At 72.6% G+C, this 15396-nt stretch carries 13 protein-coding genes; 12 read left to right on the top strand and 1 reads right to left on the bottom strand.

What is annotated here, in order from left to right; translation table 11 throughout:
• Nucleotides 1-331: 331 nt before the first annotated feature.
• The 12 genes from ACGF0D_RS23600 (at nucleotide 332) to ACGF0D_RS23545 (ending at nucleotide 14388) form a co-directional block, all read left to right on the top strand.
• Nucleotides 332-2005: a GAF domain-containing protein gene (locus ACGF0D_RS23600; RefSeq protein WP_392919180.1), complete on the top strand. Its 1674-nt coding sequence runs from the start codon at nucleotides 332-334 to the stop codon at nucleotides 2003-2005.
• A gap of 235 nt (nucleotides 2006-2240) precedes the next feature.
• Nucleotides 2241-2654 carry a hypothetical protein gene (locus ACGF0D_RS23595; protein ID WP_392919178.1) on the top strand — a complete coding sequence of 138 codons (414 nt, stop codon included), beginning with the start codon at nucleotides 2241-2243 and terminating at the stop codon, nucleotides 2652-2654.
• A complete protein-coding gene (locus ACGF0D_RS23590) occupies nucleotides 2644-3048 on the top strand; it encodes a hypothetical protein (RefSeq protein WP_392881564.1) in 405 nt (134 codons plus the stop codon). The genes ACGF0D_RS23595 and ACGF0D_RS23590 overlap by 11 nt, the downstream gene beginning before the upstream one ends.
• A gap of 391 nt (nucleotides 3049-3439) precedes the next feature.
• On the top strand, nucleotides 3440-4471 hold the full coding sequence (locus tag ACGF0D_RS23585; protein ID WP_392881566.1) for a PstS family phosphate ABC transporter substrate-binding protein: 1032 nt from the start codon (nucleotides 3440-3442) through the stop codon (nucleotides 4469-4471).
• A gap of 89 nt (nucleotides 4472-4560) precedes the next feature.
• Nucleotides 4561-4728 carry a hypothetical protein gene (locus ACGF0D_RS23580; RefSeq protein WP_392881568.1) on the top strand — a complete coding sequence of 56 codons (168 nt, stop codon included), beginning with the start codon at nucleotides 4561-4563 and terminating at the stop codon, nucleotides 4726-4728.
• A 56-nt stretch (nucleotides 4729-4784) separates the two neighbouring features.
• Complete coding sequence (locus ACGF0D_RS23575) at nucleotides 4785-5378, top strand: hypothetical protein (RefSeq protein WP_392881571.1); 594 nt, start codon at nucleotides 4785-4787, stop codon at nucleotides 5376-5378.
• A gap of 248 nt (nucleotides 5379-5626) precedes the next feature.
• The gene (locus ACGF0D_RS23570; protein WP_392919177.1) at nucleotides 5627-8248 is read left to right on the top strand and encodes a hypothetical protein; all 2622 of its coding nucleotides are present in this window, start codon (nucleotides 5627-5629) and stop codon (nucleotides 8246-8248) included.
• Nucleotides 8249-8363: 115 nt separating this feature from the next.
• Nucleotides 8364-9395 carry a phosphate ABC transporter permease subunit PstC gene (pstC, locus tag ACGF0D_RS23565; RefSeq protein ID WP_392919175.1) on the top strand — a complete coding sequence of 344 codons (1032 nt, stop codon included), beginning with the start codon at nucleotides 8364-8366 and terminating at the stop codon, nucleotides 9393-9395.
• A gap of 64 nt (nucleotides 9396-9459) precedes the next feature.
• The gene (gene pstA, locus ACGF0D_RS23560) at nucleotides 9460-10695 is read left to right on the top strand and encodes a phosphate ABC transporter permease PstA (protein WP_392881578.1); all 1236 of its coding nucleotides are present in this window, start codon (nucleotides 9460-9462) and stop codon (nucleotides 10693-10695) included.
• Nucleotides 10696-10730: 35 nt separating this feature from the next.
• Nucleotides 10731-12542 (top strand): phosphate ABC transporter substrate-binding protein PstS, encoded by a 1812-nt coding sequence (locus ACGF0D_RS23555; protein ID WP_392881581.1) that lies wholly within the window; start codon nucleotides 10731-10733, stop codon nucleotides 12540-12542.
• Nucleotides 12539-13450 (top strand): sortase, encoded by a 912-nt coding sequence (locus tag ACGF0D_RS23550; protein WP_392881583.1) that lies wholly within the window; start codon nucleotides 12539-12541, stop codon nucleotides 13448-13450. Before ACGF0D_RS23555 ends, ACGF0D_RS23550 begins: the two co-directional genes overlap by 4 nt.
• A gap of 23 nt (nucleotides 13451-13473) precedes the next feature.
• Complete coding sequence (locus ACGF0D_RS23545; RefSeq protein WP_392881585.1) at nucleotides 13474-14388, top strand: phosphate ABC transporter ATP-binding protein; 915 nt, start codon at nucleotides 13474-13476, stop codon at nucleotides 14386-14388.
• Here ACGF0D_RS23545 and ACGF0D_RS23540 read toward each other — a convergent pair.
• On the bottom strand, nucleotides 14385-15260 hold the full coding sequence (locus ACGF0D_RS23540; protein ID WP_392919172.1) for an HAD family hydrolase: 876 nt from the start codon (nucleotides 15258-15260) through the stop codon (nucleotides 14385-14387). The genes ACGF0D_RS23545 and ACGF0D_RS23540 overlap by 4 nt on opposite strands.
• Nucleotides 15261-15396: the final 136 nt, after the last annotated feature.

The following is a 15396-nucleotide window of genomic DNA, read 5'->3' as shown; positions in this document are numbered from 1 at the left end:
GAAAGCTACCTCGCCGGCCTTCACCTCCGCGGCGCGATGATTTGGATCAAGGACCTCACCAGGGCCCATTGATCACGACCAAATACATGCCCTAGTCGGGCCGGCTGTTGGGCAGCGCGCCCGTCGGCCGGTCGTCGGCCGGTCGTCGCGCCGTCCTTCGGCTGAAAAGCGTACAAACTAGGCTTTCTCCATGGACCCCACGCCGGACCTTCCCGAGGCCACTGCCGAGCCGACGCCCCATCGGGTGCCCGAGATCGCCTCGCTCGGGCTGGACACCCTGGTCACCGAGGTCGCCGAGCGCCTGCAGTCGGCCGCCGCGGTCACCGACCGGATGCAGCGGCTGCTGGAGGCGGTGGTCTCCATCGGGGCCGGGCTGGACCTGCACGCCACCCTGCACCGGATCGCCATGGGGGCGGCCGAACTGGTCGACGCCCGGTACGCGGCGCTCGGCGTGATCGCCCCCGGCGGCACCGGCCTGGCCGACTTCATCCACGTCGGGGTCGACGACGAGACCGCCGCCGAGATCGGCGAACTGCCCACCGGCCGGGGCATCCTCGGCGCGCTCATCGACCGTCCCGAGCCGCTGCGGCTGACCGACCTCGGCGCCGACCCGCGTTCCTCCGGGTTCCCTCCGCGACACCCGCAGATGAGGACCTTCCTGGGCGTGCCGATCCGGGTCCGCGCGGAGGTGTTCGGCAACCTCTACCTCACCGAGAAGAAGGGCGGCGGCGCCTTCACCCCCGAGGACGAACAGGTGGTGCACGCCCTCGCCGCCGCGGCCGGCGTGGCCATCGAGAACTCCCGGCTGTACGAGGAGGGCCGCCGCCGGGAACGCTGGATCGCCGGCGCCGCCGCCGTCACCACCGCCCTGCTCTCCGCCGAGCAGGCGGAGACCGCGCTGACCGTCGCGGCCGAGCAGGTGCGGGAGCTGGCGGACGCCGCGCTCGGCATGATCCTGCTGCCCACCGGCCCCGAGGGCAGCGGCGAGGACGACGGGCAGATGCGGGTCGCGCACGCCTCCGGCGAGCTGGCCGAGTACGTCCGCGGCGAACTGCTGCCCAAGGAGAGCTTCGCGGCCCGGCTGCTCGCGGGGGAGAGCGTCTACCTGGACGACATGTCCAGCGACCCGACCGTGGTGATCCGGCTCGCCCGCCGCTTCGGCCCGTCCATGGCCGTGCCGATGGTCGCCGCGGGCCGGGTGCTCGGCGGGCTCTGCGTCTGGCGCCCCTGCGGCGCGGTGCCGTTCACCGACAGCGAGAAGCAGCTCGCCGAGACCTTCGCCTCGCAGGCCGCGCTGGCCCTGCGGCTCGCCGAGGGGCAGCGCGACCAGCAGCGGCTGGCCGTCTTCCAGGACCGCGACCGGATCGCCCGCGACCTGCACGACCTGGTGATCCAACGGCTGTTCGCCACCGGGATGATGCTGGAGAGCGCCGCCCGCCGGGCGGTCGTCCCCGAGGTGAAGGTCGGCATCGGCAAGGCGGTGGACGAGCTGGACGCCACCATCCAGGAGGTCCGCACCACCATCTACGCCCTCCAGCACGACAACCACGGCGACGCCCCGGACACCCTGCGCACCCGGGTGCTGCGGGAGGCCAGCCAGGCCGCGGCGGCGCTCGGCTTCAAACCCTCGGTGAGCTTCGTCGGGCCGGTGGAGAGCCTGCTGGGGGAGAAGACCGGACGTCAACTGCTGGCCGCCCTGCGCGAGATGCTCTCCAACACGGCCCGGCACGCGCGCGCCTCCCGGGTCGGCGTGGAGATCGACGCGACCACCCACCTGGGCGAGGACGGCCGCCCGATGGGCGGTGACCCGGAGTCGCTGGAGCGGGGCGGGCGGCCCGGTGTGCTGCTCACGGTGACCGACGACGGGGTGGGCATCCCGAAGGGCGGGCGGCGCAGCGGCCTGCTCAACCTCGCCCGGCGTGCCGAGGCGCTCGGCGGTGACGCGTGGCACGAGAGCGGGCCGTACCGGAAGGGGACGATGGTGCGCTGGACAGCCCGACTCTGATGGTTCCAGGCCGACTTCCAACCGCTTCCCGACCGCTTCCCGGTCGCTTTCCGATCGACTTCCGGACGGCTCCCGATCGGTCCCCGGACCGATACGAGTGAAAGTTAAACGAGAGAGAACTTCCCGGCCAACAGCGCAAGTTGTGAACGTTCTGGGCTTTCGGGGCCTCCGTGTGCACACATAGCTTTGCTCCCGCTCGGAGGGGAATCCGGAGGGCAACCGGACGGAGGGGGCAGTGAACGCTGCCGGCCGCGGTCACACCGCAGCAGGGGCAAGTCGAGGAGGGTTCCGCGCCGAACGGGCGGCGGACGGGCGCTACCGCTGGCAACTGAAGGCGTCCAACGGTCGGGTGGTCGCGATCACCCCGGCCGCGTTCGAGACGGCGGGCGAGGCCGAGCGGGGCTTCGACGGCCTGCGCGCCACGGCGGCCGGGCTCACCGCGCGGATCACCCACGTACGGGAGGGCATCGGCTGGATCTGGGTCGTCCCGGGCTCGCGCGCTCTCCCCGAGGTGCGGTCCAGCCGCGCGTACGAGCGGTACGCGACCTGCCAGAACGCCTTCCGGAGGTTCGTGGTGCTGCTCTCCAAGCAGCCGCCGCGCGAACTGCCGGAGCCCGCCGTGACGTCGAGACGCACCGATGGCCGCTGAGCGGCGCGGTCCGCGGCTGCTGATCGTGCCGGCGGGCGACCGCTGTCTCGGCTGGGCGTTGCGGGCCGCCAACGGGCGGCCGCTCGGGGTCGGCGTGCGGACCTATCGCAGTGAGGAGGAACTCGCCGATTCCGTGCGGGAGTTGCTGATCGAACGGGCAGCGCTGCGATGTTCGGTCGGCCAGTCCGAAGGGCGTCAGTGGGTCTGGGCCGCCTACCTGCCGGTGCGCAGCACCCGGCCGGGGGCGGCCGACGCCGTTCCGGTCGCCCGCAGCGCGCGCGGGTACCTGCGGCGGGACCAGTGCCAGGCGGGGATCGACGGGTTCCTGGCCGGACTGCAGTGGGTGGGGCAGGAGTTGCGGCGGTCCGGACGGGATGGTCGCCGGCCGCTGTAGGTGTCCGAATCCATGGCGGCCCGTCGCTCGACGGGCCGCCATCTCGGCGTTCCCGGAGGCGATGCCCCCGCATCGGATCTCCCTCCGTGCTGTTCCGGTGAAGGGGAGGTTTCCGGCAACACCCCGAGCAGCCTCCTGCAGAAGAACGTCGACCCGGTGCCGAGGCCCGGTGGTGCCCCTGTCACGTGCACGCTGACCAGTGGCTAAACCTCGCTGAACCGATGAGTCGACATTCCCCGGCCGGAGTCGACCTCTCTTCCGGCGGAACCTCCCCGCCGGACAGGATCGGCACTGCCGGCGAGGCCGCAGCGGACGCGGCCACACGGCCCCGAACTCCCCAACGGAGTGCGGGTTCACGCGATGTACGTCTCTCCCCCGGAGGAAGAGGAACATGCGTAAGACCGCTGCCAAGCTGCTCACCGTCGCCGCCCTGGCGACCTCCATCGCGACCGTCGCGGGCGGCACCGCCGTCGCCGACCCGGCCGCCGGCGTGACCCCCCGCGTCATCGACTTCGTGGGCACCGGCTCGGACACCACCCAGTCGGTCGTGAACCAGCTCGCCGCCGACTACAACGCGTCGCTGACCGACCCGAACGCCCCCCGCGTCTACAGCTGGGACGCGACCCCGGTCGGCACCACCATCACCCCGAAGGCCGGTTCCGCCGCGATCGCCCGCCCGAACGGTTCCGGTGCCGGCATCAAGGCGCTGACCACCTACACCAACACCACGGTGGACTTCGCCCGCTCCTCGCGCGGCCCGCAGCCGACCGACCCGACCACCGACGACTTCGTGAGCCTGGCCAAGGACGCCGTCGCCTGGGCCGCCCCGGCCACCGGCAACGCCCCGGCGAACCTGAGCACCGCGAACCTGAAGGCCATCTACACCTGCGCGGTCACCAACTGGCACGACATCGACGCGTCGCTGCCGAACGCCACCATCAAGCCCTTCCTGCCGCAGGCCGACTCCGGCACGCGCGCCTTCTTCCTGACCACCATCGGTGGCGGCGTCGCGGTCACCCCGGGTGCCTGCGTCGTCAGCGGCACCCAGGAGAACCAGGGCAGCGACCCGGCGCTGGCCGACGTCAACGCGCTGGTGCCCTACTCCGTCGCCCACTACATCGGCCAGGTCTACTACGGCAAGGGCAGCGGCGCCGACGTCCAGGGCCCGCTGACCATCCGCAACGTGGACAACGTCGCCCCGGTGGACACCACCGCCAAGACGATCAGCGCCGCCTTCGCGGCCACCCCCTACTCCCGCGTGGTCTACAACGTCTTCCGTGACAGCGAGTGGACCTCGAACGCCACCCTGCGCGCCATCTTCGGCAAGAACGGCTGGCTCTGCACCAACGGTGCCAACGACCTCAAGAGCTTCGGCTTCCTGCCGCTGTCCGCTTTCGCCTGCGGCTCCGTCACCCACTCCTGATCCACCCCGCACCACACCGGCGGCCGCGGGGCCTCGCCCCGCGGCCGCCGGGCCACCTTCGACGACGGCGTGACGAGGCAGTTCCGTTGATGCGCAGGGCCGCGACGAGGCCGGGCAGCGCCCTCGTCGGTACCGCGTCGACGGCGATGACGGCGACCGGCACCGCACTCGCCGACCCGGCGGGCGGTGTCACCCCGGGTGCCGTCGACGTTGTGGGCACCGGCGACGAGACGACCCGCAGCTCCACCCACTCCTGAGCTTCCACGAACCGCACCACCAGCACATCACCTCTCCCTCTCCCAAGGAGTCCAGCATGTCCCGCATCAGCGCCCGCCTGGCCGCGACCGGTGCCGCCGTCGTCCTCTCCCTGACCGCCGTCAGCGGTGCCGCCGTCGCCGACACCGCCACCACCCCGGCCGCCGGCCAGGCCGTGATCACGACGGATGTCGACTTCCTGACGAACGCCGCGCTCAACGGCATCGTGATCATCCCGCTCCAGCCCGCGAACCCGGCGTTCGACCAGACCGCGGGCCTCACCGTGACGCTCCCGGTGACCGGCGGCGCCGCGAACATCCCGTCCTTCTACGGCGACGTGCAGTTCGGCGGCGGCCTGCTCTTCCTGAACCTCACGACCGGCAAGAGCGTGACCTTCAAGCAGCTCGACTTCTCGGTCGACAACGGCTACTTCACCGCGGTGCCGAACGGCTCGACCACCCCGGTCCCGCTGCTCGACCCGTCCGGCGACAACGTGATCACCCGCAACGGTCTCACCCAGAACCTGGCCTCCTCCAGCTTCGAGGTGGACGCGGCGGGTGCGCAGTACCTCGACACCAAGCTCGGTACCGGCTACTTCACCGCCGGCCAGAAGATCGGCAAGCTCGCGCTGTCCTACACGCCGGCGCACTGAGCCGTCGGGTACCGGACCGTCCGGTACCGAACCGCAGGTCGGCGGGCCCGCGCCTCGGCGTGGGCCCGCCACTTGCGGAGTTCCCAACTCCGGTACGGAGTCGTCGCGTTGTGGTCTCGTACATCTGGCCGACCGGATCCCGCCATGTCCGGCTGGCCGAATAGTACGCACGGAACAATCCGTCCCCAGCGCGATCGACGCCCTCGCGCCGCCTCCCTCGGCGGCCCGCATCTCCCGGAGGCCTCGCCATGAGAAACCGCGTACCCGACCCGAGAGGCCGAGGGAGGTGGCGCCGTCGACTGCCGGCCCTGGCGCTCGTCAAGGCCGTGGTGGCGGCGCTCGCCGTGATTCCGATCGGGTTGGGTGCGGCGCCGCAGGCGCACGCCGACTCGGCCGTGACGGTCCCGGGCCCGAAGGTCTGGATTCCGGCCACCAAGACGTACGGCCAGGCGGGCAGTGTGACCGTCTCCCAGACGACCAACCTGACCAACCAGGTCCTCCAGGTTTCCTGGAGCGGTTTCACCCCGACGGTCTACCTGGGCTCCAACGCTCCGGCCCCGACAGCACAGCCGCTGTCGACCCACATCCTCTACGCGGTGCGGATCTACCAGTGCCGCGGTACCGACCCGTCGGTGACGGACTGTTACGGCAGTACCCTCTACGGCGGCGATCCCACGAAGGGCTTCGAGCAGCCGCCCCGGCCGACGCGTACGGAGACGCCGGAGTGGCCCACCAACCAGGTGATCGCCGCCACCGGCCCGGACGGATCGGGCACCGCCTCGGTTGAGGTGTGGAGCTCCAAGGAGAGCGCCACGCTCGGCTGTGACGCGACCCACCCCTGTTCCCTGGTGGTCGAGCCGAACTACGGCGGCGACCCGCTGGACCTCTACCAGGTCCTCGACGGCAAGGCCGACTGCGAGTTCCACGACCTGGACACCGACCCGGACGGCTACACCGCCGCCGACGGGATCATGGTCCCCGGCAACCAGAACTGGAAGACGGGCAACCGGACCAGCGAGCAGTGCGCCTGGCAGCACAAGACCGTGATCCCGCTCTCCTTCGCCCCCACGGCGGACTCCTGCGCGGCGAGCAACCAGGCCTTCGGCGCCGCCGGTCTGGAGATGGCCAACCGGGCCATGCAGCAGTGGCGGGCCGGCCTGTGCCTGGGCGACTCGCCGATGACCGTGGGCTACGTCCCCGCCGGCGGCGAGCCGCAGGCCCGCGCCGCGTTCCTGGGAGGCAGCAGCACGACGGAGATCGCGCTGACGGCGCGGCCCGACGCGTCGCCGCCGCCGAGGCCGTACGTCTACGCTCCGCTGGCCACGACGGGCATCTCGGTCACGTACCTGATCGACGACCCGAACACCGGCCGGCAGATCCGCGACATGAAGCTGAACGCCCGGCTGGTGGCCAAACTGCTCACCCAGTCCTACGCCTCGCCGGGTTCGAACATCCCCTCCGTGGCCGGCAACCCGACCTGCCTCTTCACCGATCCCGAGTTCAAGCAACTGAACCCGGAGACCGCGGCCAACGGGATCCACTGGCCGACGAGCTGCGGCGGAACGCTGACGATCTACCCCGGCGTCCCCGGTGGCACCACCGACTTCACCCACCAGCTGACCTCGTGGTTCGCCGCCGATCCGGACGCGAGCCGCTTCCTCGACGGTGAGCCCGACCCGTGGGGCATGCACGTCGACAGCTTCTACCTGAAGCCGAAGTTCGCCGGCTATCCGGCGGAGGCGTTCCAGGCCCAGGACTTCTCCGGGCCCGCGCAGGGCAGCGCGGGCGTGGACTTCCAGCACTGGAAGCAGTACGAGTGGAACCCCTCCATCGACGGTCTCGGCCGGGTGACACGCAACCTGATGCAGTACCAGCCGAACTGTCAGCAGCCGAACGCCGAGTCCGACGGCAGCCACAAGCCCTGTCCCGCGCAGATTCCGGGCGTGCGTTCCCTGCTCGCCATCATGGACACCGCCCAGGCCAAGGCCTTCTCGCTGCCCGAGGCCTCGCTGCTCAACCCGGCCGGCTCCTTCGTGTCGCCCGGTACGGCCGGCTTCCAGTCCGCCGTCGCCGACATGCCGACCGACGCCGCCACCGGGGTCCAGCAGCTGCCCTACGGCGCGCCGGACACCGCGTTCTCGCGTGACCAGCGGGCGTACCCGCTGACCACCGTGCAGTACGCGATGGTGCCGACCGGCGGGCTGCCCGCCGAGAAGGCCGCCTCGATCTCGCGGTTCCTCAAGACCGTGACCACCGACGGCCAGACCTACGGCTTCGCGCCGGGCCAGCTCGCCCAGGGCTACCTCGCCCTGACCGGTGCCCAGCGGCAGCAGGCCCAGGAGGCCGTGGAGCACGTCGCCGCCCAGGACGGCAAGCTTCCCGGCAACCAGACCGCCCCTCCGGCCGGCGGCGAGCCGGGCACCCCGGAGAGCGGAAACGGTTCCTCCGGCTCCGGCGGCACGGGCGAGGGCACCACCCCGGTGAGCGGCTCCGGCGGCACCACCGCGGACGGCAACTCCGGCGGCACCAGCGGCTCCTCCGGCGGCCTGTCCGGCAGTGGCTCGACCGGCAGTGGCTCCACCGGCACCGGTTCCACCGGGACCGGCACGGCCGGCGGCGCCGCGGCGCCCGGCGGTGCCAAGCCCGGCGCGAGCGCCGCGCCCTCCGGCAACGCGATCGCCGCGGCCCCGGTCGGCACCCCGGTGCCCGACCGTCCCGGCACCGCCCGGCTGCTGCTGCCCGTCGCGCTGATCGCCGGCCTGGTGCTGCTGGTCGGTGGACCGGCCGCGCTGTTCCTCGGCGGCACCCCGGCCGGGGCGAAGGCCCTGGCCGGCGCCCGCGCCCAGTGGTCGCGGCTGCGCCGCAAGTAGGAAACCGCGCTCGGCGGGGCCGCCGTTCCGGCCCCGCCGAGCGCTTTCCCTCCCGCCGAGGCAGCGCCCCGGTCCCTCACCGAGCACGCCCGTTCCCGAGCACGGAGAGCACACCATGACATCCGCCGCCGAGCCCGCGGCACCGTACGCCGGGGCATCACGCCAACCCGACCACGGGCCCGACCAGGACGTGCCGCGCACCATCACCGCCCCCGCGACCCCGGGCGACCGGGTCTTCCGCGGCGCGCTGCGGCTGGCCGGCCTCTCGGTCTTCGCGATCATGGGACTGATCGCCTTCTTCCTGATCCTGCGGGGCACCGACGCGCTGCGCGCCGTCGGCTGGTCCTTCCTGACCGAGCAGAAGTGGCAGACCGCCGCCCACAACTTCGGCATCGGCGCCGTCCTGCCCAACGGCCTGCTGATCGCGCTGATCGCGCTGGTCATCGCCGTCCCGGTGGCGCTCGGCACCGCGATCTTCATCGCCGAGTACGCGCCGGTGCGGCTGCGGGCCGCCCTGGTCTCGCTGATCGACCTGATGGCGGCGATCCCCAGCATCGTCTACGGCCTGTGGGGCCTGTTCTTCCTCCAGCCGCGGATCCTCGGCTTCGTCCGCTGGCTGGCCAACCACCTGGGGGAGTACATCCCCTTCCTCAAGGTGCGCACCGGGGACATCGGCACCTCGTACACCTCGTCGACCTTCATCGCGGGGGTGGTGGTCGCGCTGATGATCATTCCGATCATCACCTCGCTCAGCCGGGAGGTCTTCTCCCAGGCCCCGCAGGGCGAGCGGGAGGGCGCGTACGCGCTCGGCTCGACTCGCTGGGGCATGGTCCGCACGGTCGTCCTGCCGTTCGGCAAGGGCGGCGTGATCGGCGCGGTGATGCTGGGCTTCGGCCGGGCGATGGGCGAGACCATCGCCGTCGCGCTGATCATCTCGCCGAACTTCAAGGCCATCACCCACATCCTGGAGAACGGCGCCAACTCGATCTCCGCGCTGATCGCGCTGCGCTTCGGCGAGTCGGACGCGCTGTCGCTCTCCGCGCTGATGGCCGCCGGTCTGGTGCTGTTCGCGCTCACCCTGCTGGTCAACGTGTTGGCCGGGTTCGTCATCAACCGCTCGCGCTCCGGCGCCGCGACGGCGGACTGAGCATGACGAACCGTCAGTCCGCCCGTGGGGCGCGCCGCCACCCGAACAGTGAAGGGACCATCCGATGACCACGCTCGACCTGCCGCCGGTCGCGGCGTCCGGGCCCGTCGGCGAACCGGTGCCCGCCGGGCCCGCCGCGGCCCCGCAGCCGGAGAAGAAGCTCCGGATCGGCGGCGTCACCCGCGACGACGTCCTCACCGTGGCGGGCGCGGCCGTCGGCTCGCTCGCGCTGAACTGGGTGCTGTACGAGCGGGTGCTGCCGTTCAGCGGCGTCTTCGGCTTCCTGATCTGCTGGTACCTGCTCTTCCTGGCCGGCTACTACCTGCTCGGCCGGCTCCAGTGGCACCCGATGATGGTGCGGGACCGGCTGATCTCCGTGGTCGCCTGGAGCTCCGGGCTGCTGGTGGTGGCGCTGATCGCCGAGCAGATCGGCTACGTCGCCACCCGCGGCTGGCAGGCGGCCCAGCACCTCAACTTCTTCACCCAGTCGATGGACCACACCGGCCCGCTCGATCAGCTGACCTCGGGCGGCGCGCTGAACGCCGTCGTCGGCTCGCTCGAACAGCTGGGCCTGGCCACGCTGTTCGCCGTCCCGCTGGGCATCGCGGCGGCCGTCTTCATGTCCGAGGTCGGCGGCCGGATGGCCCGCCCGGTGCGCACCCTGGTCGAGGCGATGACGGCCCTGCCGTCCATCGTGGCCGGCCTGTTCATCCTCGGCGTCGTGATCCTCACCTTCGGCTTCGAGAAGAGCGGCTTCGCGGCCTCGCTCGCGCTCACCGTGATGATGATGCCGATCGTCACCCGGGCCGCGGAGGTGGTGATCCGGCTGGTGCCGGGCACCCTGCGCGAGGCCTCCTACGCGCTCGGCGGCAGCCAGTGGCGCACGGTGTGGAACGTGGTGCTGCCCACCGCCCGGCCCGGCCTGGTGACGGCGGTGGTGCTCGGCATGGCGCGCGGCGTCGGCGAGACCTCGCCGGTCCTGTTGACCTCCGGCTTCACCTCGCAGTTCAACGGCAACCCGTTCGCCGAGCACCAGGTGTCGCTGCCGCTGTACATCTGGAACTACGTCAAGCAGCCCTACGACGGGATGATCGCGCGCGGCTTCGCGGGCGGCCTGACGCTGATGGCCGTCGTGCTGGTCCTCTTCGTCACCGCGCGCGTGCTCGGCGGCCGCCGTCCCGGACAGCTGACCCGCGCCCAGAAGCGCCTGATCAGCCGGGAGGCCCGCCGCCAGGAAGCGGCCGCCCTCGGCGGCATCGCCCGTCCGTACGCCCTCCACTCCGAGGCGAAGCATCGATGACAAGGCCAACCACCCTCCGTACCAGAGGAGTTCACATGTCCAGGGGCCTCAGTCGCTCCGTGGCCCGGCTGCTGGCGGGGACGATGTCCCTGATGCTCGCGGCAGCCTCCCCCCTGCTGGGGCAGACCCCGGCGTTCGCGGCCTCCGTCTCGCTGAGCGCGGACGGCTCCAGCTGGGCCGGTCCTGCCATCGACCAGTGGCGGCAGGACGTTTCGCCGCAGGGCATCCAGATCAACTTCAACCCGGTCGGTTCTGCCGCCGGCCGCACCCAGTGGTCGGTCGGGCAGGACGACTTCACCGCCTCGGACGTGCCGTTCCGCTCCGCGCAGGACACCGGCGTGGGGCAGGGCGGCAAGTCGTCCGGCACCGGGAGCGCGGAGAACCCGGTCTACGGCTACTCCTACGTGCCGATCACCGCGGGCGGCACCACCTTCATGTACAACCTGGTGGTCGGCGGCAAGCAGGTCCGCGACCTGCGGCTGTCCCCGCAGACCATCGTGGACATCTTCACCAGCAAGATCACCAACTGGAACGACCCGAAGATCACCGCCGACTACGGCAAGGCGCTGCCCAGCCTGCCGATCACCCCGGTGGTCCGCTCCGACGGCTCCGGCGCCACCGCGCAGTTCACCCGCTGGATGGAGCACACCCACAAGGACCAGTGGGACGCCTACTGCGCCTCCGTCAACGGGGTGAGCTGCGGTGACTACACCGAGTTCTTCCCGCCCTCCGGCCGGATGACCGCGCAGAACGGCTCCGACGTGGTGGCCGGCTACATCAAGTCCCCGACCAACGTCGGCACCATCGGCTACGACGAGTACGCCTTCGCCAAGCGCAGCAACTGGCCGGTCGTGAAGGTGCTCAACCAGGCCGGCTACTACGCGCTGCCGACCGCCTCCAACGTCGCCGTCGCGCTCACCGCCGCCAAGATCCGCGGAGTGGACGACGGCACCCCGCCGAACGACCCGAACTACCTGCAGCAGAACCTCGACGGCGTCTACACCATGGACGACCCGCGGGCCTACCCGATCTCCAGCTACAGCTACCTGATCGTGCCGCGGGCCGGGGCCGCCAGCCCGCCGCCGCCGCGCTTCAACAACGACAAGGGCTCCGCGCTCAGCCGCTTCCTGTCGTACGTGCTGTGCGAGGGCCAGGGCAAGGCGGACGACCTCGGCTACTCGCCGATCCCGCGCGGACTCGTCAAGGGCGGTCTGCTGCAGACCAAGAACATCCCCGGCAACGCCAGCCCGGTCGACCCGAACACCCTCGCCAACTGCGCCAACCCGACCTTCAACTCGGCCGGCGAGCTGACCGTCCTCAAGAACGCCCCGATGCCCAGCCCGTGCGACAAGGCGGGCACCCCGATCGACTGCACCGTGCAGAACGGTCAGCCGGTCAAGACCGGTTCGGGCTCGGGCGGTTCCGGCGGCGCGGCCGGCGGCTCCGGTGGTGCGGCGGGCGGTTCCGGCGGCACCGGCGGGACCGGTGGTGCCGGTGGCGGTGCGGGCGGCGCCGGGACCGGTGGTGCCGGGGACCCGAACGCGGCCGGCGGCGCCGGCGACCCGAACGCCGCAGGCGGCGCGGCCGGCGGTGACCCGAACGCGCCCGGCGCCGGCGACGGCACCGGGGACGTGATCGACCCGCAGACCGGCCAGGTGGTCGCCCGCGGCCGCGGCGGCGGCGCCGCCACCGAGGTGGCGGCCAACGTGGTCGAGGTCAGCGGCAAGCCCGAGGACTGGATGCTGTCCTCGCTCACCGCGCTCGAACTGCTCGCCGTGGTGCTCGTCCCGCCGCTGCTCGGCCGCCGGCTGCTGCGCCGCCGCAACGGTTCGGGCGGCACCTCGTGACGGCCCCGGTGCTGGAGAAGCCGGTGGCGCCGAGCGCCCCCGCGCAGCCGGCCGCCCCCGTCGAGCCCGCCGCCCCGGCCCGGCCCGCCGCCTCCCCCGGGCGGCGGCGGTTCCTCCAGGGCGCCTGGGCGGTCAGCCTGGCGGCCGCGCTGGTGCTCGGCTTCGTCGGGTACCTGTTCACGCTGTCGCACATCCAGCAGCGGCACTACCAGTCCACCGCGTACAAGACCTTCCGCGACCAGCTGGCCCGGGCGGTCGCCCCGACCGGCGCGGCCGCCGACGGCGACCCGGTGGCGCTGCTGGACATCCCGGCGATCGGCCTGCACCAGGCCGTGGTGGTCGAGGGCACCACCGGCCGGGACCTGATGCGCGGCCCCGGCCACCGCCGGGACACCGCGCTGCCCGGCCAGCGCGGGGCCGCCGTGGTCTTCGGCCGCGGCGCCACCTTCGGCGCGCCGTTCGCCGAGCTGTCCAAGCTGCGGGTCGGCGACAAGATCGAAGCCACCACCGGCCAGGGCAAGTTCACCTACACCGTCAACGCGTACGGCGACGGCGACCACCCGATCGTCGACCAGGCCCGCAACCGGCTGGTGCTGGTCACCGGCGACTCCGACTGGATCCCCGGCTCCACCGTGCTGATCGGCGCCCGGCTGGACGGCGACCCGGAGCAGAACCCCGGCCGCCGGCCCGCGACCGTCCCGTACGACAAGGCGCTGGCCGCGGACAAGGGCGCGCTGGCCACGCTCCAGCTGTGGTCGCTCGGCCTGCTCGGCGCGGTGGCCGGCGCCCTGGTGCTGGCCCGGTACTGGCGGCGCTCGGCCGCGTACCTGAGCTTCGCGCCGGTGGTCGGCGCGCTGCTCTGGGCGGTCTACGAGAACGCCGCCGCCCTGCTGCCCAACCTCTACTGACGCGCGCCCGGAGGACCGTTCCGATGACCGACGCACCACTGACCGACACCCAGGCGACCGACCCGGTCGCCGACACGATCACCCTCCCCCCGGTCGCCCCCGTCCCGTACGCCGGCCGGGAACACGCCGGCGCCCACCCCGGCGCCCACGCCGACGGCGAGCCGCTCGCCGGACTGGAGACCAGGGACGTCTCCGCCTGGTTCGGCAGCCGCAAGGTGCTGGAGCGGGTCTCGCTGGCGATGCCGGCCGGCGAGGTCACCGCGCTGATCGGCCCGTCCGGCTGCGGCAAGTCCACCTACCTGCGGATCCTCAATCGGATGCACGAGATGGTGCGCGGCGCCGCCCTCTCCGGCGAGGTGCTGCTGGAGGGCGACGACGTCTACCGCCCCGGCCGCCGGCCCGCCGAGGTGCGGCGCCGGATCGGCATGGTGTTCCAGCGGCCCAACCCGTTCCCGGCGATGTCCATCCAGGACAACGTCTCCAGCGGGCTCAAGCTGGCCGGGATCAAGGTGTCCAAGGAGGAGCGCCAGCACCTGGTGGAGACCAGCCTGCGCCGGGCCGGGCTCTGGGACGAGGTGTCCACCCGGCTGCACACCCCGGGCGGGGCGCTCTCCGGCGGCCAGCAGCAACGCCTGTGCATCGCACGGTCGTTGGCCGTCTCGCCGGACATCCTGCTGATGGACGAGCCGTGCTCCGCGCTCGACCCGACCTCCACCCGACGGGTCGAGGAGACCATCGCGGAGCTGCGCGGGCGGCTCACCATCGTGATCGTCACCCACAACATGCAGCAGGCCCAGCGCGTCTCGCAGACCTGCGCGTTCTTCCTGGCCACCCACGACACCCCGGGGCGGATCGTCGAGGCCGGGCCGACCGGGCAGATCTTCGGCAGCCCGGCCGACCAGCGGACCTCGGACTACGTCAACGGCCGCTTCGGCTAGGCCGGTTCGGGGCCGGTTCGGGGCGGATCCGCCAGGCCGAGGAGCTGCTCCAGCACCGCCGCGACGCCGTCCTGCTCGTTGCTCACGGTGTGCAGCGGCACCGCCGCCAGCACCTGCGGGTGCGCGTTGGCGACGGCGTACGCGGTGCCGGCCCAGGCCAGCATCTCCAGGTCGTTCGGCATGTCGCCGAAGGCCACCACCTCGCTCCGGTCGATCCCGCGCCCGGCGCACCAGCGGGCCAGCGTGCTGGCCTTGGTGACGCCGGGCGCGCTGATCTCCAGCAGCGGGATCGCCGCGGAGCGGGTGATCTCGGCCAGGTGCCCGGCCGCGTCCCGGGCCTCGGCGAGGAACTTGTCCGGCTCGAGGTCCGGGTGCTTGGCCAGCAGCTTGAACAGGCCCCGGACCGGCCCGCCGGCCCCCAGCAGCTCCTCCGCCGTCCCGACCTCGACCTCCAGCTGGTCGCCCCACATCGGCACCGCGTACCCGGCCTCGCGGGCCCAGCCGCCCGGGTACTCGAAGGCGAACGCGGTGCCCGGCAGCTTGGCCCGCAGCGCCTCGACCACCGCCAGGGTGGTCTCCACCGGCAGCGGGAAGGTCTCCAGCAGCTCGCCGCGCCGCACGTCCACCACCGCGCCGCCGTTCGAGCAGATCGCCACCCCGTGGCCGCCGATGTGCGGGCTCACCTGCTGCATCCAGCGCGGCGGCCGCCCGGTCACGAACACCACCTGCACCCCGGCCGCCTCGGCCGCCGCCAGGGCCGCGGCGGTGCGGTCGGTGACGGTGCCACCGGAGCAGAGCAGGGTGCCGTCCAGGTCGGTGGCGATGAGGCGGGGTGCGGTACGGGGTGCGGTCACCGGTCCATCTTCGCCCATCGGCGCGGACGGGTCACCGGCCCGTGCCCGCGGCCGCCGCCCGCCCCGACCGTGATCAAGCCCTTCATGCGCCGTTTCCGGCCGATCCGCCCGCCCCCCGGGTGCCCGTCCGGCCACGGCGGGCATGACTGCCCAC

Origin of the sequence: Kitasatospora sp. NPDC048298 (assembly GCF_043201465.1) — a bacterium.
GTDB lineage: Bacteria > Actinomycetota > Actinomycetes > Streptomycetales > Streptomycetaceae > Kitasatospora.
The sequence above is the reverse complement of the archived record's forward strand: the minus strand, read 5'-3'. Positions and strand labels throughout refer to the sequence as shown.